General features: G+C 69.4%; 23 protein-coding genes and 2 pseudogenes. 7 read left to right on the top strand and 18 right to left on the bottom strand.

Annotated features, from left to right (window positions below):
• Positions 1 to 4: 4 nt before the first annotated feature.
• From DIE23_RS19395 to DIE23_RS19370, 6 genes are all read right to left on the bottom strand, one after another.
• Complete coding sequence (locus DIE23_RS19395; protein WP_124613609.1) at positions 5 to 2,305, bottom strand: ATP-dependent DNA helicase; 2,301 nt, start codon at positions 2,303 to 2,305, stop codon at positions 5 to 7.
• Positions 2,302 to 3,996, bottom strand: a complete 1,695-nt coding sequence (locus tag DIE23_RS19390) for a VRR-NUC domain-containing protein (protein WP_124613608.1) — start codon at positions 3,994 to 3,996, stop codon at positions 2,302 to 2,304. The genes DIE23_RS19395 and DIE23_RS19390 overlap by 4 nt, the downstream gene beginning before the upstream one ends.
• Positions 3,997 to 4,103: 107 nt before the next feature.
• Positions 4,104 to 4,982, bottom strand: coding sequence for a MipA/OmpV family protein (locus DIE23_RS19385; RefSeq protein WP_124613607.1), 879 nt, complete (start codon positions 4,980 to 4,982; stop codon positions 4,104 to 4,106).
• Positions 4,983 to 5,189: 207 nt separating this feature from the next.
• Entirely contained in the window at positions 5,190 to 5,501 is a 312-nt protein-coding gene (locus DIE23_RS19380; protein ID WP_044843100.1) for a hypothetical protein, read from the bottom strand.
• A gap of 20 nt (positions 5,502 to 5,521) precedes the next feature.
• Positions 5,522 to 5,710 carry a hypothetical protein gene (locus DIE23_RS19375; protein ID WP_124613606.1) on the bottom strand — a complete coding sequence of 63 codons (189 nt, stop codon included), beginning with the start codon at positions 5,708 to 5,710 and terminating at the stop codon, positions 5,522 to 5,524.
• Between the two features lie 91 nt (positions 5,711 to 5,801).
• Entirely contained in the window at positions 5,802 to 6,101 is a 300-nt protein-coding gene (locus tag DIE23_RS19370; RefSeq protein WP_124613649.1) for a hypothetical protein, read from the bottom strand.
• 142 nt (positions 6,102 to 6,243) lie between these two features.
• On the opposite strand from DIE23_RS19370, the gene DIE23_RS19365 reads away from it, so the two are divergent.
• From DIE23_RS19365 to DIE23_RS19355, 3 genes are all read left to right on the top strand, one after another.
• Positions 6,244 to 6,492, top strand: coding sequence for a hypothetical protein (locus DIE23_RS19365; protein ID WP_124613605.1), 249 nt, complete (start codon positions 6,244 to 6,246; stop codon positions 6,490 to 6,492).
• Positions 6,493 to 6,832: 340 nt separating this feature from the next.
• On the top strand, positions 6,833 to 7,264 hold the full coding sequence (locus DIE23_RS19360) for a CBS domain-containing protein (RefSeq protein WP_124613604.1): 432 nt from the start codon (positions 6,833 to 6,835) through the stop codon (positions 7,262 to 7,264).
• Positions 7,265 to 7,331: 67 nt separating this feature from the next.
• Positions 7,332 to 7,832 carry a PRC-barrel domain-containing protein gene (locus DIE23_RS19355; protein ID WP_124613603.1) on the top strand — a complete coding sequence of 167 codons (501 nt, stop codon included), beginning with the start codon at positions 7,332 to 7,334 and terminating at the stop codon, positions 7,830 to 7,832.
• Positions 7,833 to 7,858: 26 nt separating this feature from the next.
• Here the strand turns inward: DIE23_RS19355 and DIE23_RS19350 are convergent, their stop codons facing one another.
• Together DIE23_RS19350 and DIE23_RS19345 are read right to left on the bottom strand one after the other, a co-directional pair.
• Positions 7,859 to 8,509: a DUF4142 domain-containing protein gene (locus DIE23_RS19350; protein WP_124613602.1), complete on the bottom strand. Its 651-nt coding sequence runs from the start codon at positions 8,507 to 8,509 to the stop codon at positions 7,859 to 7,861.
• Positions 8,510 to 8,791: 282 nt separating this feature from the next.
• A complete protein-coding gene (locus DIE23_RS19345) occupies positions 8,792 to 10,759 on the bottom strand; it encodes an ATP-binding protein (RefSeq protein WP_124613601.1) in 1,968 nt (655 codons plus the stop codon).
• 288 nt (positions 10,760 to 11,047) lie between these two features.
• On the opposite strand from DIE23_RS19345, the pseudogene DIE23_RS19340 reads away from it, so the two are divergent.
• A pseudogene (locus DIE23_RS19340) lies at positions 11,048 to 12,138 on the top strand (sigma-54 interaction domain-containing protein).
• A gap of 44 nt (positions 12,139 to 12,182) precedes the next feature.
• Here DIE23_RS19340 and DIE23_RS19335 read toward each other — a convergent pair.
• Both DIE23_RS19335 and DIE23_RS19330 read right to left on the bottom strand, forming a co-directional pair.
• Positions 12,183 to 13,982 (bottom strand): methyl-accepting chemotaxis protein, encoded by a 1,800-nt coding sequence (locus DIE23_RS19335; protein WP_124613600.1) that lies wholly within the window; start codon positions 13,980 to 13,982, stop codon positions 12,183 to 12,185.
• Positions 13,983 to 14,221: 239 nt separating this feature from the next.
• Positions 14,222 to 14,476 (bottom strand): DUF3562 domain-containing protein, encoded by a 255-nt coding sequence (locus tag DIE23_RS19330; protein WP_124613599.1) that lies wholly within the window; start codon positions 14,474 to 14,476, stop codon positions 14,222 to 14,224.
• A gap of 588 nt (positions 14,477 to 15,064) precedes the next feature.
• Here DIE23_RS19330 and DIE23_RS19325 point away from each other — a divergent pair.
• Entirely contained in the window at positions 15,065 to 15,475 is a 411-nt protein-coding gene (locus DIE23_RS19325) for a hypothetical protein (RefSeq protein ID WP_124613598.1), read from the top strand.
• A gap of 517 nt (positions 15,476 to 15,992) precedes the next feature.
• Here the strand turns inward: DIE23_RS19325 and DIE23_RS19320 are convergent.
• The 5 genes and pseudogenes from DIE23_RS19320 to DIE23_RS19300 all read right to left on the bottom strand — a co-directional run bounded on the left by DIE23_RS19320 (position 15,993) and on the right by DIE23_RS19300 (position 20,100).
• Entirely contained in the window at positions 15,993 to 16,928 is a 936-nt protein-coding gene (locus DIE23_RS19320) for a universal stress protein (protein WP_124613597.1), read from the bottom strand.
• Between the two features lie 252 nt (positions 16,929 to 17,180).
• A pseudogene (locus tag DIE23_RS19315) lies at positions 17,181 to 17,453 on the bottom strand (amino acid permease); the annotation flags it as partial.
• A gap of 93 nt (positions 17,454 to 17,546) precedes the next feature.
• A complete protein-coding gene (locus DIE23_RS19310; RefSeq protein ID WP_124613596.1) occupies positions 17,547 to 18,575 on the bottom strand; it encodes a DedA family protein/thiosulfate sulfurtransferase GlpE in 1,029 nt (342 codons plus the stop codon).
• 188 nt (positions 18,576 to 18,763) lie between these two features.
• Positions 18,764 to 19,270 carry a cupin domain-containing protein gene (locus tag DIE23_RS19305; RefSeq protein WP_124613595.1) on the bottom strand — a complete coding sequence of 169 codons (507 nt, stop codon included), beginning with the start codon at positions 19,268 to 19,270 and terminating at the stop codon, positions 18,764 to 18,766.
• Positions 19,271 to 19,629: 359 nt separating this feature from the next.
• The gene (locus tag DIE23_RS19300) at positions 19,630 to 20,100 is read right to left on the bottom strand and encodes a universal stress protein (protein ID WP_124613594.1); all 471 of its coding nucleotides are present in this window, start codon (positions 20,098 to 20,100) and stop codon (positions 19,630 to 19,632) included.
• A gap of 320 nt (positions 20,101 to 20,420) precedes the next feature.
• Between DIE23_RS19300 and DIE23_RS19295 the strand changes: the two genes are divergently transcribed.
• On the top strand, positions 20,421 to 22,532 hold the full coding sequence (locus DIE23_RS19295; protein ID WP_124613593.1) for a PAS domain S-box protein: 2,112 nt from the start codon (positions 20,421 to 20,423) through the stop codon (positions 22,530 to 22,532).
• Entirely contained in the window at positions 22,529 to 23,176 is a 648-nt protein-coding gene (locus tag DIE23_RS19290) for a response regulator transcription factor (RefSeq protein ID WP_006755659.1), read from the top strand. The genes DIE23_RS19295 and DIE23_RS19290 overlap by 4 nt, the downstream gene beginning before the upstream one ends.
• 73 nt (positions 23,177 to 23,249) lie before the next feature.
• On the opposite strand, the gene DIE23_RS19285 is transcribed toward DIE23_RS19290, so the two are convergent.
• The 3 genes from DIE23_RS19285 to DIE23_RS19275 all read right to left on the bottom strand — a co-directional run bounded on the left by DIE23_RS19285 (position 23,250) and on the right by DIE23_RS19275 (position 25,413).
• The gene (locus tag DIE23_RS19285) at positions 23,250 to 23,654 is read right to left on the bottom strand and encodes a lysozyme inhibitor LprI family protein (RefSeq protein WP_124613592.1); all 405 of its coding nucleotides are present in this window, start codon (positions 23,652 to 23,654) and stop codon (positions 23,250 to 23,252) included.
• A gap of 267 nt (positions 23,655 to 23,921) precedes the next feature.
• Complete coding sequence (locus tag DIE23_RS19280; RefSeq protein WP_124613591.1) at positions 23,922 to 24,251, bottom strand: DUF4148 domain-containing protein; 330 nt, start codon at positions 24,249 to 24,251, stop codon at positions 23,922 to 23,924.
• A 286-nt stretch (positions 24,252 to 24,537) separates the two neighbouring features.
• Entirely contained in the window at positions 24,538 to 25,413 is an 876-nt protein-coding gene (locus DIE23_RS19275; protein ID WP_124613590.1) for a PilZ domain-containing protein, read from the bottom strand.
• Between the last annotated feature and the right edge of the window lie 53 nt (positions 25,414 to 25,466).

Raw genomic sequence — 25,466 nt, 5'->3', positions numbered from 1 at the left:
GCAATCACCCGATCCGCCACCACCGCGGCAGCAGATCGCGCACCTCCCGCCGCCGGTAACGATCGTCGATCAGATGCACGACGCCCTCGTCGTGTTCGGTGCGGATCACGCGCCCGGCCGCCTGCACGACCTTCTGCAAGCCCGGGAACAGATAGATGTAGTCGTAACCGTTGCCGAAACGCGTATCCATCGCGCGCCGCATCTGTTCGTTGACGTCGTTGACCTGCGGCAGCCCGAGCGTCGCGATGAACGCACCGATCAGCCGCTCGCCGACCAGGTCCACGCCTTCCGAGAACGCACCGCCCAGCACCGCGAAGCCGACCCCGCGCCCGCCCGCGTCGAAGCGCGCGAGAAATGCGTCGCGCTCGCTTTCGGCCATGCCGGGCGCCTGGGCCCACACGGGCACGTCAGGGTGGCGCGTCTGCATCAGCGCGACGACGCGCCCGAGATAGTCGAAGCTGCTGAGAAAACCGAGGTAGTTGCCGGGCCGCGTCGCATACTGCGCGGCGATCAGATCCACGATCGGTTCGAGCGAACGGTCGCGGTCGCGCCAGCGCGTCGAAACGTGGCTCGCGACGCGCACGGTCAGTTGCTCGGCGCGGAACGGCCCGTCGACATCGAGCCAGCCGGTATCGGCCGGCAACCCGAGCGTGTCGCGATAGAAATGAAACGGACTCAGCGTGCCGGAAAACAGCACGGTCGCGCGCGCGGCTTCGTAGCGCGGCGCGAGAAAACCGGCCGGAATCACGTTGCGCACGCACAGCGTCGACTGGATGCGGCGCCTGCGCCCTGCCGGCGCGACACCGGCGACCCCGGACTGGCGCGGCAGCGGCTCGCCGTGCAGCGTCGCGTCGAAGATCGACGCGCTGTCGAACGCGTCGGCGAGCACGCCGAACTGGATCGCCTCGAAATGAAAGCGCAACAGCGCGTCGCCGTTCGCGCGCGGCGCATCGGTCAGGTGTTCGCCAATCGTCGCGACGAGGTTCTGCACCGCCGACACGATCGGCCCCGGAATCTCGGGGTACGCCGAATAGCGCTCGGCCTGTGCGCGATTGAGCGTGCCCCACGCGCGCGCGAGCCGGTCGAACGCCTTGCGCAGTGCCGCCGGCGCGGCCTCGCGCGCGGCCGTGAACGCGAACGGGTCGAGCGATGCGCTGTACATCTTGCGTGCGCGATCGAGCAGGTTGTGCGCCTCGTCGACGAGCACGCCGACGCGCCACTGGTTCTGCTGCGCGAGCGTATGCAGCATCGCGCTGCCGTCGTAGTAGTAGTTGTAGTCGCCGATCATCATGTCCGACCAGCGCGCCAGCTCCTGCGCGAGGTAATACGGGCAGACGTCGTGCGCGAGGGCCGCCTCGCACACGGTGTCGCGATCGAGCAGCCCCGCGCCGATCGCCGCGTCGCGCGCGGCCGGCAGCCGGTCGTAGAAGCCTTGCGCGAGCGGGCACGATTCGCCGTGACACGCGCGGTCCGGATGCTCGCACGCCTTGTCGCGCGCGACGAGCTCCAGCACGCGCAGCGGCAGCGCCGGCGTGCCGGCGCCGAGCGTGGTCGCGGCGTCCAGCGCGAGCGCGCGGCCGGGCGTCTTCGCGGTCAGGAAGAACACGTGATCGAGCTCGCCCTCGCCGCACGCCTTCAGCAGCGGGAACACCGTGCCGAGCGTCTTGCCGATGCCGGTCGGCGCCTGCGCCATCAGGCAGCGTTCGTCGCGCGCCGCCCGATAGACGGACACGGCCAGCTCGCGTTGACCGCTGCGGAACTCGCCGTGCGGAAACGTCAGCGCACGCAGCGCCGCATCGCGCGCCGCGCGGTGCGCGGTTTCGCGCTCGGCCCAGCCGACGAAGCACGCGCACTGCTCGGCGAAGAACGCGGCGAGCACGCTTGCGCTCAGCGTTTCCGTCAGCACGGTCTCGCGCTCCGACACGATGTCGAAATACACGAGCGCGACGTCGATTTCCGCGAGGCCGCGTGCGTCGCACATCAGGTGCGCATAGACCTTCGCCTGCGCCCAGTGCAGCGCGCGATGATTGGCCGGCATCGCGTCGAGGCTGCCGCGGTAGGTCTTGATCTCCTCGAGCCGGTTCGCGACCGGATCGTAGCCATCCGCGCGCCCGCGCACGGTGAGCGTGCCCCACGTGCCGCTCAGCGCGATCTCGGTTTCGTAGCGCGCACCGCGCTTCGACGTGACGGCGCCGTGACCGGCGATGCCTTCGAGCGCGGTCGGCGCGGGCGTGAAGCGCAGGTCGAGATCGCCGCGTCGCGCGGTGAACTCGCACATCGCCCGCACCGCGACGACATAGCTCATGCGGACAGCCCCGCCGCTTCGGCCTGCTCGACACCGTCACCGGCCCATTCGACATCGACGACACGCACCGGAATGCCGTGCGCGATGCAGTACGCGAGCCAGCGCGTCTGGTTGTCCTGCAGCCGGTCGCCGGGGCCCTTCACCTCGATCAGTTCATAGCGCCGCTCGCCGGGCCAGAAACGGACGAGATCGGGCAGCCCCGAGCGGTTGCCGCGGATATCCGCGAGCAGGCGCGTGAACCACAACCGCAGGTGCTCGGGCGGCAGGCAAGCCAGCGCCTCGTCGAGCAGTTCGTCGGTCAGCACGCCCCAGAACACGAACGGCGACTGCAGCCCCATCTTCGCTGCGTAGTGCCGGCGGATCGTGTCGCGGTAGGCGCCCGAGTCGAGCTGCGCGAAGCAGGCGGCGAACGCGTCCGCGCGGCGCACCGCGAAATCGGGCGCGTGCAGGTCGGCCGGGCCGCGCTGGAACGGGTGAAAGAACGCGCCGGGCACGGCCGCGAACACAGGCTCCCAGCACAGCAGCCCGAACAGCGAATTGATCAGCGTGTTCTCGACGTAGTGAACCGGCGAGTCGGGCTGTGCAAGATGGTCGCGCACCGCGTATTCGACGCTGACGAACGCTTCGGGGCGCACCAGCACGAGCGTTTCGCGCGGCACGTCGGGCGCGCTGCCCGCGCGTTCGACCCGCTGCCCGAGACAGCGCTGCAAGCGCGGCAGCATCCGCTCGACGCGCTGGCGCTCCTCGTCGCTTTCGAAGCCGCCGCGCGCATCGAGCGCCAGCGCGAGCGCAGCGTCGTCGCGTCCGCAGCGTTCGAGCACGCGAATGCGCCGGTGCCGGCTGCCCGGCCACGCGCTGCGCGCATACGCGTCCAGCGCGGCGGTCCAGTCGGCGCGGCGCTCGCAGATCTGCCCGAGCGTGAACAGCAGCTTCGCGCGGCGCGTCGCGAGCCACGGCTGCGCGCAGCCGACCGCGTCGATCGCCTGCAGCAGGTCGTCGAACGGCTGGTCGTCGGGCCATGCGTCGAGTGCTTCGCGGCAGGTCTGCAGCGCGAGATACGTATCGACGTCGTCGCGCTGCTGGAACGCGCGCGACGACGGCGCGATCGGCACGCTTTCGTACTGGAACACGCCGAGATCGGCGAGCACGAATTCGCTCCAGTCCTGATGAAGATTGCCAAAGAACATCAGCCGCAGCCGGTCGCACAGCGCGCCGACCGTCACGCGCAGCACGCGATCGCCGGCCTGCGCGCACCACGCGTCGAGCGGTTGCGCCACGTCGTGCGCGGGACGCAGCCGTTCTAGCCAGTCGGGCTTGCGCTCGCCCGCATGCGCGGCGAGCGACGGGAACACCTTCAGCAGGTCGGCCTTGGTCGACAGCGCGAACAGCGCGTCGAGCGTGAGCGCGGGTGCCGGATCGACCCAGCCGAGTGCGACGAGCGGCGCGGCCGCGTCGAGCGTGCAGCCGATTTCGTCGTACACGAGCTTGCTCGCGCGGAAGTCGGAGCCGCTGCGCATCAGCATCCGCACGAGCAATGCACGCGACACTTTCGGCAGTTGCGCGAAATGCGCGAGAAACGCGTGTTCGCCCGCGTCGAGCAGGTCGTCGTAACGCTCGCCGAGCCAGGCCAGCGCGCGTTCGAAATTGGTCAGGTAGTAAAACGCCGGGGGCGTCGGCAATGCAGGCGTCACGGGGATCGATCACTGTACGTTTGTACAGGTCGGAATCATATCAAATGTGACGAAACATGCCGCATGCCACGCCCCACCCCGTGGCCGCCCCAACGGCGCCGATCCGGTCAGAACTGGTAATTCACCGACATGTCGAACACGCCGTTCGTCGACTGCTGCGTGATCGGGCTGCGCCGTGCGCGGCCGACGAGCTGTTCGATCGCGCCGTCCATCGTCACGAACCAGTGCTTGTTGACGAACCAGACCATCGTCACGCCGGCGCCGAACGACTTCATCCCCGCGCCCGACGAATAGGCGGGCAGCCCCGAACGCGCGGACGCGCCCGGGTTCACGCCGAACCAGCTGTTCATGTAGCGCGAATCGGCGAACGACACGGTCGGCCCGGCGAACCAGAAGAAGTTTTCGTTGCTGCCCGGCATCGGCATGTACGCGGAGAAATCGCCGACCCAGCCGTTCGAGCCGCCGATGCTGCGCCGGACATCCGCGCGCAGCACGAGCGGGAAATCCTTCGAGATCACGTAGTCGGCCGCGAGCTTCATCACCGGCGCCGCGTTGATGTTGTCGAGCCCGTTCAGGTGGTCGAGGTCGTCGGCCGAGCGGCGTCCGAGGTCATAGCCGACCGACAGGCTCACGCGCCAGTTGGGCCCGCGCAGCACGTTCGCGCCGAGCCCCTCGCCCGTCGACAGGAAGAACAGGTCGCGATAGCGCACGTCGAAGTTCGGGCCGCCCATCACGCGATAGCGATCGGAGCCCGCGTAGCGCGGCTGCAGTGTCATCGCGGCGCCGACGCTGACCTGCCACGTGGGGACGGTCGGACTGAACAGCTTCTGCAGCGGGACGCCCGCCGAGTATTGCCATTCGCCGAGCGGCGAAGGCGTCTGCGCCGACGCGTCGCGGGCACCGGCCGCCGCCAGCGCGGCGAAGGCCGACAGGCCGGACACGAACCGGCGGGTACCGGGTGACAACAACGGGCGGGCAACGGTCATCAAGGCGGTCTCCGTCGGTTGCACGAAACGAACCTGAGGGAAAGCGCGTCGCAGCCTGATCGGCTGCAACGGCGGGCAGCCGACGGCGCGAACGTAGCGTGCGCTGAATTGTGAACATCCTACGCCGGCGCACGCGAAGCCGCAAAGCGCCCGTTGAGCACGGGCACTTTGCCGCATTCCGGTACGAACCGGCGCAGGGTTGCGGAATCAGAAACGCTCGACGTGATAGTCGCCCGCGAGCGCGGCCGGGCTGCGCTTCGCCATCATGCGCGAGAAGCCGTCCGCGAGGCGTCCGAGCGCGAGCTGCTTCTGGCTTGCGTCCCAGTGCGTGTAGGTGTCGTAGGCGGTGTCGTCGAACGACACGGTGACGGCGACCGGGCGGCCGCTCGCGCGAAAGCCGATATGCAGCACGCCGCCCGGCAACTCCTCGATGTGATAGCGCAACGAACGCGACTCGAAATAGCGGCCCAGCACCTGAGCGATCGCGCGCTTGTCCGGCGATTGCACGTGAATGTCCATGATGGTCCTCCTTTCAGTGATCACGCGGCCGGCCGCGGTTCGCTGCGCCCGCCCGGCATCCGGATCGGCGGCGGCCGCGACGGCGGATCGCCCTGCGGCAGGCCTGGGGGCACGGGCGGATCGACCGGATCGTCGTGCTCAGGCAGCGCCGGATCGGGATCGACATCGGGCGTCGGTTCGGGACGGTGCAGCATGGATCGCATATTCATCGCACTCCTGCGCGGCGGCTCGCGCGTGTCGATTGGCGCGGCGAGCGTACGCAAGCGACGTGCCTGCCCGGCCGGGCGACCGCGCACCCGATCATGCGTCGCAAGCCGCCATCACCAGCCACAGGATGCACCCATCGGCGGCGGGCCCCACTGCGAGCGCGAACGGATCGGACGTCGCGCATCGCGCGACCAGCGCCCGCCGTGCGCTTTCCGGCCCCGCGTAGACGGCATGGTTCAGCCCGCGAACCTCGCCCTTCCCGTCGAACATGCGCCGCTCGGGTCGATGGGCCCGCGATTCGCGCTTCCATATGTCGAAACGCTCACGCACATGACTGAAATCGCCGCCGCACACGTTCGCGTCGTAACGTATCCTTTCCCTGGGTTCATTCATCACGATGTCCTCTCGTCCACGCCGGCGGCTGGCGGGCCATGTGTCCGCCAGCCCGGCCGGCTCGACGGCTACAGGCGTCATGCCGCCCGGGCTGCACGGGCATGGCGCTTGCGCCCGTCGTTACCCGTAAGGAGGTTCGATCATGACCGTTTACGCCCCCGGTTGCCGCGACGCCGTGTCACCGGCTGCCGGCCCGCTCCTCTGCGCCGCGTCGCGCAAGCCGTCCGATGACAAGACGGAAGAGCGCATCGACGAAGGACTCGAGGAGTCGTTCCCGGCCAGCGATCCGCCCGCCGTCGGCGGCGCGACTCGCATCGACCCCGCCAGGCCGTCCGGCGAACGCGAACGTCGCGCGCCCGACGCGCCCCCACCGCCCCGCGATCACGGCTGACGGCGGCACCCCGGCCCGCGATGCGCGGCAGCGCAGCGCCGGGCCGGCCCAACTGGAGTGAACTGATGAAATGCATCGAACGTGCATGGCACGAAGTCAGCGGCGCCGCGGGTGTCGCGGCGCTGGCCGCGATCGAGAGCGCGCTGGTCCTGGCAATCGTCGTGATGACGGGCGTCGGCCACTGAGCGTTGCTCGCAACCCGGCCGCGGCTGCCGCCGTGGAAGATGTACAAGCCGGCTGGCAAATTTCTCCGTGGCCCGGCCGCGCAAGCCCTCCGTGTGCCGATTGAACGCGGCACGCGTCCTGCTTCCGCATCGTCTCGCTCACGAAGGAGGCGTTCATGTATCGCGTCAACGAAATCATGTCGCGCGACGTGGTGTGCGTCGCGCCGACCGACACGATTCGCCATGCGGCCGAATTGATGCAGCGCTTCGACATCGGCGTGCTGCCCGTCTGCGACGGCGCCGAGCTCGTCGCGATCGTGACGGACCGCGACCTCGCGGTGCGCGCGCTGTCGCACGGGCATGCGCCCGATACCCCGGTGAAGGTCGTCGCATCCGCGCCGGTGCAGTGGTGCGTGGAGGACGACGGCGTCGGCGACGTGCAGCAACGGATGGCCGACGTGCAGCTGCACCGGATGCCGGTGCTCGACGCCAACCGCCAGATCGTCGGCATCGTGTCGCTGGGCGACATCGCGACACGCGCGGGCGGCCCGGCACGCGACGAGCTGGCGAATACGCTCGAGGACGTGTCCCTGCCGCGTCGCCGCTGATCGGCTGCCCTCACCCGTGCGGCCCGCGCGCCGCGTATGCCGCGCCGCCTCGACCAGGAGAACAGCAATGACAACGGACAGACCGTCGCGCACGCAGGCGCGCATCGTCGGCGACCGCGGCCGTTCGGCCGGCGGCCCCGGGCCGGACGTGATGGCCGCCGGCACGCTGGAAGACGATCGCGTGCTGACGATCGACGGCGACGACATCGGCAAGGTCACGAACATCATGCTCGATGTCCGCTCGGGCCGGATCGCGTATGCGGTCGTGTCGTCGGGCGGGTTGCCCGGGATCGGCGACAAGCTGCTCGCGGTGCCGTGGAACGTGCTGACGCTCGATGCCGAGCGCCGCTGCTTCGTGCTGCCCGTTTCGACCGAGCGCGTGCGCGACGCGCCGGGCTTCGAGCAGGACCGCTGGCCGACGATGGCCGATCCCGCCTGGGCCGAGGGGCTGCACGCGTACTACGGTGCATCGCCGTACTGGCTGATCGAGGAAGGCGAAACGGCGCTCGACTCGCCGCCATACGAGGCGTCGCCGGACGGCCCGGACAGCGATACGCGGCCGCACTGACGGACGTGCGGGTTCGCCCGTGCGGATCAGCGCGCGGCCGCGATCGAACGCTCGAGCTTGCGCGCGGCGCCCAGGTGCGCCTTCAGCGTCGGCAGCGTGTCCGCCGCGAATGCGCGAAGCTGCGGATCGTGGCCATCGCGCGCTTCGGCTTCGTAGAGCCTGATCGCCGCCTCGTGCGCGTTCGGTCCCGCCAGCTCGATGTACTCCTTGTCGAAGGCACGGCCATTCATGCTTCGCAGCGTCGTCACCGCCGGATCGACCAGCATGCGCGCCTGCACGGGCAAGCCCTTTTGCGCGCCGAGCCGGCGCAATTCCGCGGTCATGCGAACGTGATCGTCGACCATCCGGCGTGCGAAGGCCTTCACGTCCGGATTCGACGACCGATCGAGCGCGAGCTGGCTCGCCTGCAGCTCCGTCTTGCAGACGATGCCGGCCTTGTCGACGAATTCGGCGTCGATGCCGGTCGGCCGCCGCGTCATGTCCGCCTCGTCGGCAGTCGCGCCGGGACGGACGACGCCCGGCGCGACATGAACGGACGATGCCGGCGGCGCCTGGGCCTGGGCCTGCGCCGGCGCGAATGCCGGCACGCCGAACACCGCGAGCACGCCCGATACCAGCATGGACGCGGTGCCGGCAAACGCGACGGATCGGCACGAGTGCCTGTCGTTCGTTTTCATCCTGACCTCCGTATCGGGCGACCGATCGGCCCGACGCTTGCCCGCGCATCGCGTTACTTCCGTCGGCGGATCCGCAGCCTGTCGCGCACGCCGCGCATACCGTCGACGTCGTGCACGACCGAAATCGCGGTCGCGCGTTGCCGCGCGTCGGGCATGCTGTCCGTCAACTCGGCCATGCGGCCACGCGGTCGTGCGCCTGCACGTCGATGTCGCTGGCGTCGCGATGCGTGGTGTTCGATCCCTCATCGTGCCGCCCGGTGGCGTTGCGGAGGCCGCCGTGCGTCAGCGGCGCCGTCCGGCGGGCGACACGTCGACGATCACGCCGGCCAGCGTCGGCATGTCGACCGGCTTGCACAGATATGCGTCGAAACCGGCGGCCATCACGCGGTTCCGGTCCGCGGTACCCGCATGCGCGGTCACCGCGACGACGGGCAGATGCCCGGCGCCGTCCGGCAAATGGCGGATGTGGTCGAGCAGCCAGAAGCCGTCGCCGTCCGGCATCGCGAGATCGGACAGCACGACGCTCGGGTGCTGCCGCGCGACCACGTCGAGCGCGTCGTGCCCCGATTGCGCGGTCGACACCTGGGCGCCCAGCGTTTCGAGCGCTGCCGCGAGGCTCGCGCGCGACGTCGCATCGTCATCGACCACCAGCACGCGCTGGCCATCGAGCGCGACCGCCGTCGACGCACCGCTCGGCCGTAACGGCTGGCCGTTCAGATCGTCGGCGCCCCAGTCCACCGGCAGCATCACGGTCACGGTCGTGCCGCGCCCGGCGCCTGCGCTCGCCGCCGTGACCTCGCCGCCGTGCAGCCGTGCGATGTTGCGCACGATCGACAGGCCGAGCCCCAGGCCACGCTTCGGCGACGCGGATGCGCCTTCCGGACGGTTGAACGTATCGAACAGATGCGGCAGGCGTTCCGCGGAAATGCCCTGGCCCGTATCGGCGACCGACAGCCGCACGCGCGCGCCGGCCCGGGTCAGCGACACCTTGATGCGGCCGCCCGGCGGCGTGAACTTGATCGCGTTCGACAGCAGGTTCGACAGCACCTGGCGCACGCGCTCGCCGTCCGCGGAGATCACGCAGTTGGACATCGCGCACTCGGTCGACAGTTCGAGACCGTTCGCCTCCGCGGTCGAACCGAGGCCGCGCACCGCTTCGCGCACGACGCGCACGAGATCGACGGGCGCGCGCTCGAGCCGCATCCGGCCCGTCGCGAGCGACGAGGCGTCGAGCAGGTCGCCGACCATCCGCGACAGCGACCGCGCGCTGCGATCGATCGCATCGATCGCCTGGGGAGCGAAACCCTGGCCGTCGGCGCTGCGCAGCACCTCGACCCAGCCGTAGATCACGTTCAGCGGCGTGCGCAGTTCATGCGATACGGTGGCCAGCAGTTCGTCCTTCAGCCGGTTCGACTCGTCGGCCTGCACGCGCGCGTCACGGGCACCACGCAACGAACGCAGGTCGCGCCGCTCGTCGCGGCGGCGTTCGTGCGCCTCGCGCAGCGTCAGCGACAGGCCAGTGCAGGTGCCTTGCGCGTCGACGATCGGTGCCGCCGCGAAGGTCGCGCGAAAGCGGCCGCCGTCGTGGCGCAGACACAGGATGTCGAGCGGGCCGGCTAGTGCGCGCGCGTTCGTGAACGATGCGGGAACCGGATGCAATCGCAGCCAGCGCGGCGCGATCAGCGTCGTGACGTCGTGCCCGATCACCGCCGCGACGTCGACGCCGAACAGGCGCCGCGCAGCCGGGTTCCAGCTCGTGATCCGCCGTACCGCATCGACGCCGACGATCGCGTCGGGCGATGCATCGACCACGCGGCGCAGCAGGATGTCGTCGAGCGAGCGCGCCGCGGGCGCCGGTTCGCGGCGCGGCGCGCGTGCGTCGCCTCCTTCGGCATCCTCGGCCCCGCGCAGCCGATCGTTTGCGAGCAGCGGCTTGACGGCCATCACGAGCGCGCATTCGACGAAACTGATCGCGACGAAGGCGCCGGCCTGGGCGAGCAACGCGGGCAGCGGCACATCGCGCCACCACAACGCCCCGATCACGGCCACGCTCGCGGCGGTCGCGGCCAGGCCGCCGCCGAACGACGTCAGCCAGGCCGCAGCCGCGACGCCGACGTAGAAAGGCAGCGGCGCAAACGGTGCATGCATGCCGACGACGTGAATCGCCCACGCCTGCAGCGCGGACGCCAGCCCGACGGCCAGCACGACCCATGCGCCCTGCCGGAACAGCTCATGGGTAAAGGTCCTCATCGTTTCCCTGCATCGCCGCGGCGACCGTCGCTTGACGGCATGCCGTCAAGCGGACCGGGCGAGCCTGGGAGGATCCGCAACGCGCGTACCCGCGGCATGGCGTCCGGCGATGTCGCGGCGCAGCCCGCGGCACGTGCCGCCGCGCCGCGTCGCCCGGCCGCCCTGCCACGTTTGCGCGGAGCGCGGTTGCAGCCGGCTTTCGATTTTTCAGACGTCGGCTGTAAAAAGGCATCGGCTGCCGCATATCGGCTTCGTACCCCGGCGATCGCCTATTTCTTCGCGCATCGCATCGCACATTGGAAATTTCTATATTCCGGCACCTTCCGTGCGGTTTCTCTGTCGATATAAATATTGCAATGAAGGGAATGCGCGATGCCGATTTTCAAAACGGCCCGCTGACGCCTATGGCTGAATCCGCAAACCGTCCGAAGCAGCGCGCCGACGCGCGCCGGCTGTCCGGCCGCTCCGCGGCGATGCGCACGCTGCTCGGCCGTATCGAGAAAATCGCTCCGACCCGCGCCAGCGTGATGATCGCCGGCGAAAGCGGGGTCGGCAAGGATATCGTCGCGCGCCGGCTGCACGACCTCAGCGCGCGATGCGACGGGCCGTTCGTGCCGGTCAACTGCGGCGCGATTCCGGCGGACATCGCCGAAGCGCAATTGTTCGGTCACGAGAAAGGGAGCTTCACCGGCGCGGTCGCGCAACGCGAGGGATTCTTCGAAGCCGCGTGCGGCGGCACGCTGCTGCTCGACGAGATCGCGGAGATGCCCGCATCGTTGCAGGTGAAGCTGCTGCGCGCGCTCGAATCGAACGCGATCGTGCGGGTCGGCGGCACCGAGTCGATTCCGCTCGATGTGCGCATCGTGTCGGCGACCCGCCACAATCCGGCCGAAGCCGTGCGCGACGGGCGGCTGCGCGAGGATCTGTTCTACCGTCTCGCCGCGTTCGCGCTGTATGTGCCGCCGCTGCGCCAGCGCAACGGCGACGTCGAGGCGATCGCGCACGAGTTCGTCGATACGCTCAACGCGCGGCACCGTTCGCACAAGCGGCTGACCGACGCGGCGATCGCCGCGCTGCGCGCGTATTCGTGGCCCGGCAACGTGCGCGAGCTGCACAACACGATCGAGCGCGCGTACATCCTCGCGGACGACGGCATCGACGTCGCGCTGCCGAAGCCGGCGATGCCGCCCGACCACACGTCGGACGACGCGATGGCGCTGCCGCTCGGTGCGACGCTGCACCATGCGCAGCAGCGCTTCATCGCGGCGACGCTGCAGCACTTCGACGGCAACAAGCCAGAGGCCGCGAAAGCGCTCGGCATCAGCCTGAAGACGCTCTACAACCGGCTTGCGCTGATGCGCGACGGCGACCGCGCCTGAGCATCGCCGCGCGCAGCGGCCCGGCCTGCGTCAACCGATGCAGGTCATGCAACCTTGAACTGCCCGACCGTCGTCGCGAGCGCGTTCGCCTGCGTCTGCAGCGCGGTCGCAGCCGCGGTCGACTGTTCGACGAGCGCCGCATTCTGCTGCACCATTTCGTCAAGCTGGGTGACCGCGCGGTTCACTTCCTGGATGCCGCGCGTCTGCTCGTTCGCCGCGTGCGTGATCTCGGAGATGATCGTCGTCACGTTGGCGACGTTCGACACGATCTCGCGCATCGTATCGCCGGCCTGGCGCACCTGCCCCGACCCCGCCGACACGCTCGCCACCGTCGATTCGACCAGCACCTTCACCTCGCGTGCGGCCTGCGCGCTGCGTTGCGCGAGACTGCGCACTTCCTGCGCGACGACCGCGAAGCCGCGGCCCTGCTCGCCGGCACGCGCCGCTTCGACGGCCGCGTTCAGCGCGAGGATGTTGGTCTGGAACGCGATCCCGTCGATCACGCCGATGATGTCGCCGATCCGGCCCGACGCTTCCTCGATCTTCCCCATCGTCGACACGACGTCCGATACGACCACGCCACCGTGCGACGCGATCCGCGATGCCGCGGCCGCGCGTTCGTCGGCCTGGCCGGCAGCGGCTGCCGACTGGCCGACCGTCGCGGTGATTTCTTCCATCGATGCCGCCGTTTCCTCGAGGCTCGCCGCCGCCGATTCGGTGCGCGACGACAGGTCCTGGTTGCCCGCGGCGATTTCGTTCGCGGCCGTGCGCACCGATTCGCTCGCGTCGCGAATCTGCCGCATCACGTCGTTCAGCTTGTCGACGAAGCTGTTGAACGAGCGCGCGATATCGGCCACCTCGTCGCGGCCGTCGGCCGGCAGGCGCTGCGTCAGGTCGCCCGTGCCCGAGCCGATCGACGCCATAGCCTGGCGCACCTGCGACAGGCGGCGGAACGCGGTCGTGGTGATCGCGCCGACGATCAGCGACGCGACGCCGACGATCACCACCAGCGTGATCAGCGACGCGGTCAGCAGCGAGCGCATCCCGGCCGTCGCTTCCGATTTGTCGAGCAGGACCAGCGCGTACCAGTCGGTGCCCGGCACGGCCCGCGCGCGCACCAGCTTCGCGTCGCCGCCGACGTGCACTTCGACCGGCACGGCGGCCGCGGCCAGCGACGCGGCGCTCATGCCGCCGAGGTCGGGCGACACGTCGGCGACCGGCTTCAGCGTGAGCTTCGCGTCAGGATGCGCGACGACGTGGCCGCTGCTGTCGATCAACATCCCGAAGCTCGCGGGCGTCGGGTGGATCGACTTCACGTTCGCGATCACGCTGTCCATCGTGACGTCGGCTGCGACGACGCCCTTCAGCGCACCGTCGCGCAGGATCGGCACCGCGAACGTGACGACCAGGTTGCCGGTGCCCGCGTCGACGTACGGCGGCGTGACCACCGGCTTGCCGGCCTGGGCGGCCTGCTTGTACCACGGACGGCCGGTCGGGTCGTAGTCGGGCGGGATGCCGGTCGGGTCGGAGAAACGGAACACCTTGTCCGCATAGCCCGCGTAGACGTTCGTGAAGCCGCCGGCCGCAGCCATCTGCTTGAACACCGGCAGCGGATCGGGCGACAGCGCGGCATCCTGCAGCGACGCGATCATGCGGCTCCGGGTCGCGACCCAGTCGCCGATGCCGACCACGTGGCCGCTGGCGACGGATGTCAGGTTGCGGTCGATCGCGTCGTCGTTGTATGCGTGCGCGATGAAATAGTTGATCAGCGTGGTGGCGACGAGCGCGAATACGACGATGGCGACGCACGCGGCAAGAATGCGGGTGCGAATGGACGAAAGCATGGAAACGACTCGGTAAGGGAGCGCGAACGCCCGGTGGACGAATTCACCGGGTAAACGGCATCCGCGCCGCTTTCTTGAGGCCGTCGTGTCACTTCAACGAAACGTATGACGAAAGACGCTGCCGGCGCGCGAGCGCGTTTCGGCGCGTGCGGCGGTGGCCCGCGCCGAGTGCACGCGCATCGGTCGAAGGTCCGCCGCGATCCGGGAGCACCGGTGGCGCCGGCCGCGGCGGGCGGCCGTCACAGACGGCGACTGGTACTCGCATCCGGCTCCTTGTGCGGCGTACTGGCCTGCGTGTCGCGCTCGAGTTCGTCCTGTCTGCGCATCCGTTCGCGCAGGTGCCGAATCGCGAACACGTGGATGTAGTCGTGCACGCGGGCATCGGACGACAAAGCACGCACTTCGTCGTCGAGCATCGTGCGCAACTGGTCGGCGCCGATCGAGCGTTGTTCGGCGACGGCCTTCAAAGCATCAAGCAAATTGTCCGGTGACATCGACGGCTCCTGACGGTCGAGGAACGAAAGGAAAAAATGACGCTACCTGAAGATTAGAGACTGGATGACCGCCCGGCGTGCGATGCGCCGAAGCGTGTTTGCGCAAGATCATCGGCACATTGCGTGCCGCCGCGCCGATCCTTTGCAGAATCGGCCCACGCGCAGGATTCGCGGCGCCCATGGCCCGCGAACGACTGGAAGGATTGCCACGCCCCCCGAGGCGCGGCACCGCCGATCGCGCGGACGATGAACCGTCGCGCGACGCCGATGCTATGGGGAACTTAGACCGGCCGAAATCCTGCGTCAAGTGACGCGCGCCGGCCGCGATTCGTCTGTTCGAATGCATCTGAATGGGGGTGCTGGGCATCGCGCGCGGGCCCGCCACGCGCCGCGGCAGCCGATCGTCGTCCGGTGTGTCAGCGGATTCCGATACCTCATACGCAATGTCTGACAGCGACTTCAGCGCGCGCCGATTGGCAGCACGGTCTCCGCGGCGGATACTGATGTCATGAACGATGCGTTCATACCCGGTCATCGCTCAGCCGGCCATCGAGCCGGCGCGCGGGGTCGGGCGCAGGGAGACCAACCATGTCACATCGCAACTTCCCGGCGCGGGACGGACAGCGGCGCACGCGCATGCTGTCCGTGCCCGCCGTGCCGGCCGCAATCCGCCCGCCTGAGGATCTCGACGCGTTGCTCGCGCTCGCGCGCGAATCGGGCTTGCTCGTCACGCTCGACGGGCAGATCGGCCGCGAGAAATACCAGAGCGTCGCGGGGTCGGTGCTCGCGCTGCAGCGGTTCGCCGCTGCGCTCTGCGCGCGGACCGGTACCGACGCACAGGTCGCCGTGAGGCTGCGACGCAAGACGCGCCCCGGCTGGCCGCGGCTGCGCAATCGCACGCCGGGCGGACGAGGCCGTCTGCATGGCGTGCGTCGCCGAGCACGCGCATGCCGCGGCGCGCACCGCCGGCACGACCTGCGAGCGCCTCGCGCCGCGTAAAGGCCTGAACGCAGCCGACGCCGCACGCGGCCACGTAATGGCTACGACGGCTGTGTCACCGATCCGGCGCCGGGCGCGCAGCGCCTGCCGCGATCCACACCGATTCCGCGATTGCGCGATCGCGTGGCGTCACGCGCCGTTCCACACGGCGACATCGACAAAGAAAATACCTGCGAGGAAAAGTGTCTGACGGGGCCAGGAAAGCGGACGGGGTGCGATGCACCCCGTCCGTTGTCCAAGGCAGCCGCAGGCTGCCTACCCTCGTGCCAGAGAGTTCTTGATCGGCCGATGCGCCACGCGCTGCGCGGCAAGGCTCCGGAAATCGGTTGAATCGCAGCGGCATCGGACACGCGCCGGAACGTGCGGTTCCAGACCCGACGTGTCGAATCGCGGCAGCGCGCATGGACGACAGGCCATCCGCCGCACACGGACGTCGTGTGACTGTCTCATGCGACGCGCACGGCGTTTCTGATGCAGGTCAACGAAACGCCGCTTCGCATCCGTCACGGCGCGATCTTCACGCCGCGCCGCGCACGAGCAGCACCGGCACCTGTGCGAGATGCGCGACCCGACGCGCGACGCTGCCGATCAGCCAGGCCGCGATGCCGCGCCGGCCGTGCGTGCCGACCACCAGCAGTTCCGCATGCCAGTGCACCGCGTCGCGCATCAGCGCATGGGCGACGTCATCGCTGGTCGGACGGGTTTCGACGACGCCGCGCTTGGTCGGGTTCCCCGTTGCATGGAACAGCGGGCCGATCCGCGCCAGCGCATCCTCGCCCTCCGCGCGATACGCATCCTCGAGCGCGCGCACCGGTACCAGATCCGTCAGACGAACCGCACGATCGACGACATAGGCCGCGTACAGCAGCGTCGTCGGCACCGCGAAGCCGAGCCCGACGCGCACCGCGTGCAGCGACGGCTCGCTGCCGTCGACCGCGAACATCAGGCGCTGCAGCGGCCCGTCCGCCGGTCGCGCATAGTCAGCTGGCACGATCAGCAGCGCGCAGCGGGCGCGCGCGGCGAGCGTGTCGGACACCGCGCCCTCGATGAGCCGCAGCAGCCCATGATGCGGATTGGCGCCGACCACGAGCACGTCGGCACCCCATGCCGACGTGTCGTTCGCGAGCGCATCGGCCACCGTGCCGCCCGTGACCGACGTATCGATGATCACCTGCTCGATCGCCACGCCGCAGCCGGCGAACAGTGCGGCGATGCGCTCGAGCGTCGCCTGTGCTTCGCGCGTCATGTCCTCGCGCGCGGAGGTCAGCAGCGCGTCGACGCGCGGGATGTCGGGCAGCACGAGACGCGGATTGTCGATCGCGCAGACGATGCGAACCTGCATGCCTGGCCGCAGCAGCGTGCGCGTGTAGCGCGCGGCGGACAGCGACTCCGGCGTCAGATCGACGGCCAGCGAGATCCGCGCGAGCGGCGGGATGGTCGGGGTGGTTTGCATGGCGAAGGCCTCCTTGCGGACGCGTCGTCGCGGACGACGACCGGAGCTTCGCGCGGGCAGCGGCGCGCGGCGGACGGACCGCCGACGCGGTCGCGGGAATCGGCGGACGGCCACGCGAAGCGCGGACAAGTGATTCAGGAAGCATATGTCGTCCGGCCCGCACGTGCATGATCGCGATCAATACCCGTGCGGGCCGCGATGCGCCGCGCACGCATGCGCCGCGCGCGGTGCCGCGGCGTTCGGCCGGTTTGCTTACGACTTCGTCGACGCGGGCGCACCCGCGCGGTTCGCATGGAACATCGCGTAGGCGACGCCGAGCAGCACGATCCACACCGGGCCGATCACGAGCGCGATGCGCGTGTCCGGCGTGAACGCCATCAGCACGACGACCAGCGCGAGAAACCCAAGCGCGACGAACGAGCCGAGCGGATAGAACGGCACGCGGATCGGCAGTCCCGCGATCCTGTCGGCCGACAGCGTGCGGTGAAAGCGCATCTGCGCGATCAGGATCACGCACCACGTCCAGAATCAGAGGATTCGCGCCAGCCGATTTTCGCCGGAATGACAGGCGTGAAATCGGCGGCGGAATCGCGACGTGCGCGGAATCCCGCGCACGATTTATTTCGACAGCGTCGCGCGCACCGTATATTCGCCTTCGAGCGCGGTGCCGTGATCCGGCCGCACGAAATACCGCGACGCATCGAGATCGGCCGGCAACGGCTCGACCGGATAGCCGTGCTTCTCCCACGCATCGAGGCCGCCCTTCAGCGCCTTGATGTTGTGGAGCATCTTCTTGCGCTGCATCTTGGCGATCAGGCGCTTCGCGGTCGCCTCGTTCGGGCACACGCAATACACGACGATCGGCCGCTTCAGCAGTTCCGGATCCAGCAGGTCCGGCGAATCGAGATCGACCGGCACCGCACCGGCAATCCGGAACGGCTCGCGTTCGCGAATCGCGCGCGGACGCGCATCGAAGATCAGCGGCGGCTCGTTCGACGTCATCATTTCGACGAGCTGCGGCGGGGAGATGCGCACCTGCGCGAGGTAGCGGCGGAACTGCACGCGGCGCACCCAGCGGTACAGCAGGAACGTGATGAAGATCGCGAGGAACGCGTCGAGGATCGTGCCGCCGCTTGCGCGCACCCACAGCACGAACTGGACGATCTGGTCATGCACGGCCGCGCCGCCGACGAGCCAGAACGCGGCCCACAGCGACGCGCCCGCCAGATCCCAGAACAGGAACACGCCGATGCCGATCGCGGTCGTGCCGAGCAGCGGCGCCGACACGAGGCCGAGGCCCGGCAGGAATTTGGAGAGGACGAGCAGCGGAGCGCCGTATCTTTCGAACACGTTACGCGCGAAGCGCAGCGTCGTGTCGAGCGACAGCGAGAATCGCACGAGCCCGTTCAGCAAGCGCCGGCCGCGCGTGCGGCCCATGAAGAACCACATCGAATCGGCGAGCATCGTCGCGCCGATCGCGGCCGCGAACATGCTCGCCCAGGACGCCTGCCCCATCGCCGCCATCGTACCGCCGAGGATCAGCATCGGCACGGCCGGCACCGGCACGCCGAGCTGCGTGATCAGTACGCTCGCGAACACGGCCCACGGGCCGAGCGACGAGGGAATCGCAATGGGAAAGTGCCACACGGCGGCGCTCCTGGAAGACATGCGGACCGTGCGACGGAGGCGGCCGCCGATACGGCTGGCAGCGATCGCGGCGGCACGTCCGCAGCTGATCCTGCACAACGGTGCATTCTAAACGGGTTTGGCCGAGACCGCGCGGAACGGCCGCCGTCGGAGGCGGCGCGGGCCGGCCGGCATGGCCGCCGACGCACTCACGCGTCGGAGCGCTGCGCGAGCCCCGCGACGTATTCCGCGTACGCCGGGAACGCGGCGGCCAGCGCCGTCGCGTCCGCGAGTTCGAACTCCGCAAACTCGAACCCCGGCGCAACCGTGCAGCCGACGAGCGCGACGTGCTCCGGCGACGCGCAGCGCGCGCCGAACCAGCGCCCGGCCGGCACGACCGCCTGGAACACGGTGCCCGGATGCGTGAGCGGGTTGCCGAGCCGGTGGATCGTCAGGCCGTCGCGCTCGTCGAGCACCCAGACTTCGAGGGGATCGCCTGTGTAGAAATGCCAGACCTCGTCGGAACGGATCCGGTGCCACGACGAATACGCGCCGTCGCACAACAGGTAATAGATCGCGGTCGACGCCGTGCGCGGCGCGCCGTCGGCCGGACGCACGACCGTATCGGCCGCGCGGTAGGTTTCCCGGAAATAGCCGCCCTCAGGGTGCGGTTGCAGATCGAACTGGTGAATCAGGTCGGCAGCGGAGATCGGCATGGCGGATGACGTCGATGAAGGAGTGAACCGGACACGCGACGCACGGCCCGGCCGATCGACGATGCGATCGGCCGACGTCGCGTGCCGCTGCGTCGATCGCCGCGGCCATGCACGCGGCGACTGGATCGCGCGCGGAACGCAGCGCGCGACGATGAAGCGAACACCGGCCGATGCTGCCAGAAGTGCGGGCCACGATGCAACCGGCGCTACGCGACAACGCCGTCGCGGCGAAGCGTATGCGGGGCACGTCGAGCGATGCAACTGACGCGCCGCTGCGCTCGCCGTCACGCCATCACGCCGGCGTCCGCGCGGCTGCCCCCTGCCCGCCGCCGCTCAGACCTCGGCGCCGCACCGTCCCGTCACGCGGTTGCCGCCGCGGCCGGCTCGTCGTGCCGCACCAGCAGCACCGGCCGGTCGGCCGCGCGCAGCAGCGATTCCGCGACACTGCCGAGCAGCAGCCGGCGCAGGCCGTGCCGCCCGCTCGTCCCCATCACGATCAGATCGGCGCCGGCCTCGGCCGCCGTGCGCATCAGCACCACGGCGATATCCTCGCCGTACGCGTCGAGCGCGCGCACGGTGCCCGCCACGTGCCGCTGCGCGAGCGCCGCTTTCGCGTCGTCGAGCACGGGCGTCGCCGCATCGGCTGCCGCCGCGTCGCCGTCGCGCTCGGCCGCGAAGCCCGCATCGACGTCGACGAGCTGCGGCCGGTGCTCGACGACATACGCGCACGTGACCTCGCCACCGGATGCCGCCGCGATCCGGATTGCCTCGTTCAGCGCGAGACGCGCACTCGGGCTGCCATCGAGCCCGACGAAAATCCGCTTGTACATGGTCCGCCCTCCGACCTGGCACCCGTCGCGCATCGCGCAAACGACGTGCCCGCCACCGCAAGCCGGCCCCATGCCGGCTCGCCTGCCGAACAGTCTGCCCCACGTGCCGACGCGCCCGTTGACGCGCGTCAAATGTGGCCGGGACGCCCGCTGCCCCGCCCGGCCATCTCATTTTCAGCTGACCCTATTACAAAAAACGCGTAAAACGCGCACAATTTCATCTTGAAAATAGACGTCGCACGCGGCCGGTGCGAGTTTTTCCCGGTTTTGCCGCGCTGCCCGCGTGCCACGGGCGGCCCCGACACCAGAATGGCCATCGAATGACCGCCAGTGGAACCCCGTCGCGTGACGCCCGAGGGCCCACGCGTTTCCAGACCATGTTACGCCAGCCGCTCGCGGCCGGCGTCGTTACGCTGTTCGCCGGCGCGGCGCTGTCGCTCGGCGTCGCGCTGCTCGTTCGCGAGCAGTGGCAAGGCGCCGTCCATACGCGTTTCGAGCGCCGCACGACGCACGTGACGGCGATGCTGCGCCACGAGCTGCAAGGCAGCGTCGCCGTGCTCGAAAGCGCGCGCGGCGCATTCGCGCTTGCGCCGCAGATGACGCCCGAGCAATGGCGCCGGTATGCCGACACGCTCGATCTCGACCGCGGACGTTCGCCGATCCGCCAGCTCGGCTATGCGCCGCTGTCACCCGCGACACGCAGCGCCCTCGCCGGCCACGCGCCGATGCCGGCCGGCCTGCTCGCGGCGGGCGCGCTCATTGCGCCGACGTCGAACTCGGCCGGCGTGCGCTTCGGCGCGCGGGACCAGGCGCCGCTGACGCGTGCGCTGCGGACCGGCGATGTCGCACTCGGGATCCATCCGGCCGACGACGATGCGTCCCGCGATGCACGCACCCTCACACTGTTCGTACCCGCGACGGCTTCATCGCGCACGGCCGTCACGCCGGCCGGCGCCCATGACTCCGGCGCGGACGGCGTGCTGTTCGCGGAAGTGAGTCCGAATCGCCTGGTCGAGCGCGCGCTCGACGCGGAACGCGGGCTCGACCTGCGGATGAGCGCGGGCGACGATCCGCACCCGATCGCGAGCGCCGAGACGACGACCGACGAGGCGTCCGCCTCGCCCGACCTGATGCGGCGCACCGACCAACTGTATTTCGGCGGGACCGTGCTGACGCTCGCCTATTCCGCGGACGGCCGCCCGAGCGCGACCGGCGCGCAGCGCGCGGCCGGCACGGTGCTCGCCGCGGGGCTGATCGCGTCGTTCGTGTTCGCGGCGCTCGTTCATGCGCTGCTGCGCGGCCGCGCCGGCGCCGCCGATACCGGCGCCAGCAGCCGCGGCATCCTGAACGAGGCGCGGATGATGGGCATCATCCGTTCGTCGATGGAAGCGATCATCACGATCGACGAGAAGCAGACGGTCGTGATCTTCAACCCGATGGCCGAACAGGTATTCGGCGTGTCGGCGATGGAGGCGATCGGCGCGCCGCTGTCGCGCTTCATCCCCGAGCGGTTTCGTGCCGCGCATGCGAAGCACGTCGACCAGTTCGGCGTGACGGGCGTGTCCGAGCGGCAGATGGGCCGCCAGCGCGTGCTGTTCGGGCTGCGCGGCAACGGCGAGGAGTTCCCGATCGAGGCGTCGATCTCGCAGATCCGCGATGCGTCGGGCAAGCTCTATACGGTGATGCTGCGCGACATCACCGAGCGGCAGCGCGCCGAGAATGCGCTGAAGCAGTCGCGCGAGGAGCTGCGCGAACTGTCGGCGAACCTGCAGAACGTGCGCGAAGAGGAAAAGACTCGCATCGCGCGCGAACTGCACGACGACCTCGGCCAGCAACTCACCGCGCTGAAGATGGACCTGTCGGTCGTCGAGCAGCAACTGCGCGCACCGGGCCATGGGCAACCCGAAGTCGGCGTGCTGTCGCACCTGCAGGGCATGCGCCGGCTGATCGACGCGACCGTCGCGTCGGTGCGGCGCATCGCGGCCGACCTGCGCCCCGTGATGCTCGACGATCTCGGCCTCGTGCCCGCGATCGAGTGGCTGGCGAACGACTTCACGAACCGCTACGGCATCGACGTCGAACGCCACATCGAAACAGGCGGCCTCACGTTCACCAGCGCCGGGGCGACCACGCTGTTCCGGATCGTCCAGGAAGCGCTGACGAACGTCGCACGCCATGCGGACGCGACGCGCGTCGCGCTGCGGCTCGACATCGAGGAAGGCTTCTGCGTGCTGCGCGTCGCGGACAACGGCCGCGGCGCGGCACCCGGCGGCGGCGCCCACGAGGACAAATCGTTCGGCCTGATCGGCATTCGCGAACGCGCACACATGCTGGGCGGCAGCGTGACGATCGATACCGCGCTCGCGCGCGGCTTCTCGATCACCGTCGCATTCCCGCTCGGCACCGTTCAACAGGAAACCACCCTCACATGATCAAGGTGCTCATCGCCGACGACCATACGCTCGTGCGCGACGGTCTGCGGCACATTCTCCAGAACGCCACCGGATTCGAAGTGGCCGGCGAAGCATGCGACGGACCGTCGACGATCGCGCTCGTTCGGTCGACGCCCGCGCAGGTGCTGGTGCTCGACCTGTCGATGCCGGGCCGCAACGGCGTCGAACTGATCAAGCAGATCAAGGACGAGAAGCCCGCGCTGCGCGTGCTCGTGCTGACCATGCACGCGGAACAGCAATACGCGGTGCGCGCGTTCCGCGCCGGTGCGTCGGGCTATCTGACCAAGGAAAGCGCGAGCGCCGAACTGGTCGGCGCGGTGACCAAGGTCGCGTCGGGCGGCGTCTACGTGAGCCTCGCGATGGCCGAGCAGTTCGCGCAGAGCCTGAACGAGCCGGCCGAGACGCTGCCGCACCAGCGGCTGTCCGATCGCGAGTTCGACGTGTTCCGCCGGATCGCCGCCGGACAGACGCTGACCGAGATCGCGCAGGCGCTGTGCGTCAGCGCGAAGACGGTCAGCACCTACAAGACCCGGATCCTGGAAAAGATGCAGATGCCGCACGAAGCGGCGCTGGTCCGCTACGCGATGCGGCACAAGCTGCTCGACGAAACGGACGACGTCTAGGCGAACGGACCGGCGATCCGTGCCGGCCGCGCGACGTGCGATATGACCGGCCCGGCCGGACGCTACGCAGCCGTTACTTCGCCGCCACCGGGCACGCGAGATCGCCTTCCTCGCAGGACAGATATCCCTTCAGTGTCTCGGTGCGCGTCTTGGTCAGATCGTCGAGGCAGGTCGACACGACCATCGGATACGCGCTGCCGCCTTCGGCGTTCGCGCTGGAGAAGTTGCATTCGGCATCGCGGTAGGCGATCCACGCGCGCTGCGCGCTCACGAGTTTCTCCGCGAGCGGCTTCGCATCGCGTAGCCGCGCGGTGACGGCCTGGTAAGTGCGGTTCAACTCCGCGTCGGATTTCTTGTATGCGCGATCGGCACATGCCGTCATCGCCGCCTGATCCGCCGCGTCCGCACAATTCGCCTGCGCATGGGCAACGTTCGCGGTCAGCGCCAGCGCGCACAGCAGACCGGTCAAGACACGCATGGATGCTCCTGTTTGTTTTCGTTGAAGTCGTGGAACGTGGTGCCGGGCTTGCCGCCGCGCCTCGGCGCGCGGCGTCGCAAGCCGTGGCGCTACCCCATTCGCCGCGGCCGCGCTAGCGTGGCGATGCCGACCGCGATGCTAGCGCACGCGCGGCGGATTGTCAGCCGGCGTCACGCGTGCGGCGCACGCAAAAAAGCCCGCACTCACATGAGTGCGGGCCTTTCGATATGGCTTTGCCGGCGGCCCGGAGGCCGCGCGGCGAACGGCTTAGTGACCGACGTACACTGACGAACGATCGGCGGCGGCCGGCGCGGTCACGCGCTGGCCCGACTGCGACGTCGCGACCGGGTTCGAGCCGTAGCCCGTTGCGTCAGCCTGCGCACCGGTGTTCTGTGCCGCGGCGATCTTTGCCTGTGCGGCCTGGATGTTTTCCGGATAGTTCATCCAGTCGTTCGGGTTGTAGCCGGCCTTTTCGAGCTGGACCAGCTCGGCACGCACTTGCGCGCGCGTCAGCGGCTGCTGGTTCGATTGGGCGAACGAGACGACCGGTGCGGCCACCAGGGCGGCCAGTGCAACTGCCTTGATCAGCGATTTCATGATGCGTTACCTCCAGATTGTTTTGTCAGGCGCTTCGGACTCGGTAGTCGTTGCGCATGAGTGAAAGTCTAGGCGGCTCGGCTATCAGGGTAAATACTTAAATCGCAAATTCACTGTTGACCGAATCCGTACAATTGTTGGGCATTCCGTCTAATCATCAGATGATTACGGCAGCATCCGCACACAATAGTCTGCGGCGCGTTTTCGCATGCCTCGCCTGGGCGGATCGATCCACCGGGCCGCGGACAACCGCCCTGCGGCTGCCGCGTTTGCCCCCGTTGAAATATCAACGGACCGGATCGGTCTCCATGGCCCCGATCGACAGGTCGAACAGCAACGCCTTGAGACAAAACCGGTCGGCGGCGGCAATTTCGTCGAAAGCAGCGTGGTGAAGCGTCCAGTCCGGCGCTGCGTGATCGGCATGCACCGCGCGCACCGTACCGTCGAGCGTCAGCAACGCGACGCGATCCCCATCCGTATACGGCAACTGCACGCGCAACGGCTCGCCGGCCGCCGCGAGCGGCCGGTCGACCGCGATCGACAATCCGTGCAGGCTGAGATCGCGCACGATCCCGATGCCTTCCGCCTGCGCCGTCCCGCCCGTGCAGCGGGCCGCGAGCCGTACCGGAACGCGCGGCTCCGCACGTGTGCGCAACCGGTCGACGAAGCCGGGCGGCGAAAGCACCATGAACGGCGTGGCGCCCGCTGCCTGCACCGCTTCGACCGTCGCACCGAAGCGCGACACCGCCGACCGGCCGATCGCGACAGCCTCGACGTCGTCGCCGCGAGCAAAGTCGAGCACGACCGCCGGCTGCGGCTCGACGAACAGCGCGCCCGACGCACCGACCCCGATCAACCGGCAACGCTGCAGCACGCGGGTCGCGCCGACCCGCCGCCGGATGCCGATCGCGGCGCCGGCCGACAGCCCCATGCGCGTGGCCGCCGGCGCGGTGTCGCGCGGCGGCGCGGCGGGCTCGGCGTCATCGCGCCTGCGCACGGGCCGGAAGTGATCGAACAGGAAGTCGTGCTGCGCGGGATCGTGCAGTGTCGTGCCGGCGGGCAGCAGCGCGGCGCCGCCCGCATCGTAGAGATCGAAGTCGAGCGGGACGCCGGCGGAGACGTCATCGCGCACAAGCGCGACGTGATCGGTGATGAGCCGCATCGGAAAGGCGCGGAGCGACCGCGCGAGCTGTCGTGACAACGTTATTACGGCAG

Source organism: Burkholderia sp. Bp9143 (assembly GCF_003853645.1).
Taxonomy (GTDB): domain Bacteria; phylum Pseudomonadota; class Gammaproteobacteria; order Burkholderiales; family Burkholderiaceae; genus Burkholderia.
The sequence above is the reverse complement of the archived record's forward strand: the minus strand, read 5'-3'. Positions and strand labels throughout refer to the sequence as shown.

What these genes read in the sequence shown, in the direction of transcription:
- DIE23_RS19375 (WP_124613606.1), bottom strand. Translation starts at nt 5,710, where the DNA reads ATGAATATGCGATCCATGCTGCACCGTCCCGAACCGACGCCCGATGTC.
- DIE23_RS19285 (WP_124613592.1), bottom strand. Translation starts at nt 23,654, where the DNA reads ATGCGTGTCTTGACCGGTCTGCTGTGCGCGCTGGCGCTGACCGCGAAC.
- DIE23_RS19395 (WP_124613609.1), bottom strand. Translation starts at nt 2,305, where the DNA reads ATGAGCTATGTCGTCGCGGTGCGGGCGATGTGCGAGTTCACCGCGCGA.
- DIE23_RS19305 (WP_124613595.1), bottom strand. Translation starts at nt 19,270, where the DNA reads ATGCCGATCTCCGCTGCCGACCTGATTCACCAGTTCGATCTGCAACCG.
- DIE23_RS19320 (WP_124613597.1), bottom strand. Translation starts at nt 16,928, where the DNA reads ATGCAAACCACCCCGACCATCCCGCCGCTCGCGCGGATCTCGCTGGCC.
- DIE23_RS19365 (WP_124613605.1), top strand. Translation starts at nt 6,244, where the DNA reads ATGACCGTTTACGCCCCCGGTTGCCGCGACGCCGTGTCACCGGCTGCC.
- DIE23_RS19370 (WP_124613649.1), bottom strand. Translation starts at nt 6,101, where the DNA reads ATGAATGAACCCAGGGAAAGGATACGTTACGACGCGAACGTGTGCGGC.
- DIE23_RS19335 (WP_124613600.1), bottom strand. Translation starts at nt 13,982, where the DNA reads ATGCTTTCGTCCATTCGCACCCGCATTCTTGCCGCGTGCGTCGCCATC.
- DIE23_RS19380 (WP_044843100.1), bottom strand. Translation starts at nt 5,501, where the DNA reads ATGGACATTCACGTGCAATCGCCGGACAAGCGCGCGATCGCTCAGGTG.
- DIE23_RS19385 (WP_124613607.1), bottom strand. Translation starts at nt 4,982, where the DNA reads ATGACCGTTGCCCGCCCGTTGTTGTCACCCGGTACCCGCCGGTTCGTG.
- DIE23_RS19350 (WP_124613602.1), bottom strand. Translation starts at nt 8,509, where the DNA reads ATGAAAACGAACGACAGGCACTCGTGCCGATCCGTCGCGTTTGCCGGC.
- DIE23_RS19355 (WP_124613603.1), top strand. Translation starts at nt 7,332, where the DNA reads ATGACAACGGACAGACCGTCGCGCACGCAGGCGCGCATCGTCGGCGAC.
- DIE23_RS19300 (WP_124613594.1), bottom strand. Translation starts at nt 20,100, where the DNA reads ATGTACAAGCGGATTTTCGTCGGGCTCGATGGCAGCCCGAGTGCGCGT.
- DIE23_RS19295 (WP_124613593.1), top strand. Translation starts at nt 20,421, where the DNA reads ATGACCGCCAGTGGAACCCCGTCGCGTGACGCCCGAGGGCCCACGCGT.
- DIE23_RS19275 (WP_124613590.1), bottom strand. Translation starts at nt 25,413, where the DNA reads ATGCGGCTCATCACCGATCACGTCGCGCTTGTGCGCGATGACGTCTCC.
- DIE23_RS19360 (WP_124613604.1), top strand. Translation starts at nt 6,833, where the DNA reads ATGTATCGCGTCAACGAAATCATGTCGCGCGACGTGGTGTGCGTCGCG.
- DIE23_RS19280 (WP_124613591.1), bottom strand. Translation starts at nt 24,251, where the DNA reads ATGAAATCGCTGATCAAGGCAGTTGCACTGGCCGCCCTGGTGGCCGCA.
- DIE23_RS19325 (WP_124613598.1), top strand. Translation starts at nt 15,065, where the DNA reads ATGTCACATCGCAACTTCCCGGCGCGGGACGGACAGCGGCGCACGCGC.
- DIE23_RS19290 (WP_006755659.1), top strand. Translation starts at nt 22,529, where the DNA reads ATGATCAAGGTGCTCATCGCCGACGACCATACGCTCGTGCGCGACGGT.
- DIE23_RS19330 (WP_124613599.1), bottom strand. Translation starts at nt 14,476, where the DNA reads ATGTCACCGGACAATTTGCTTGATGCTTTGAAGGCCGTCGCCGAACAA.
- DIE23_RS19345 (WP_124613601.1), bottom strand. Translation starts at nt 10,759, where the DNA reads ATGAGGACCTTTACCCATGAGCTGTTCCGGCAGGGCGCATGGGTCGTG.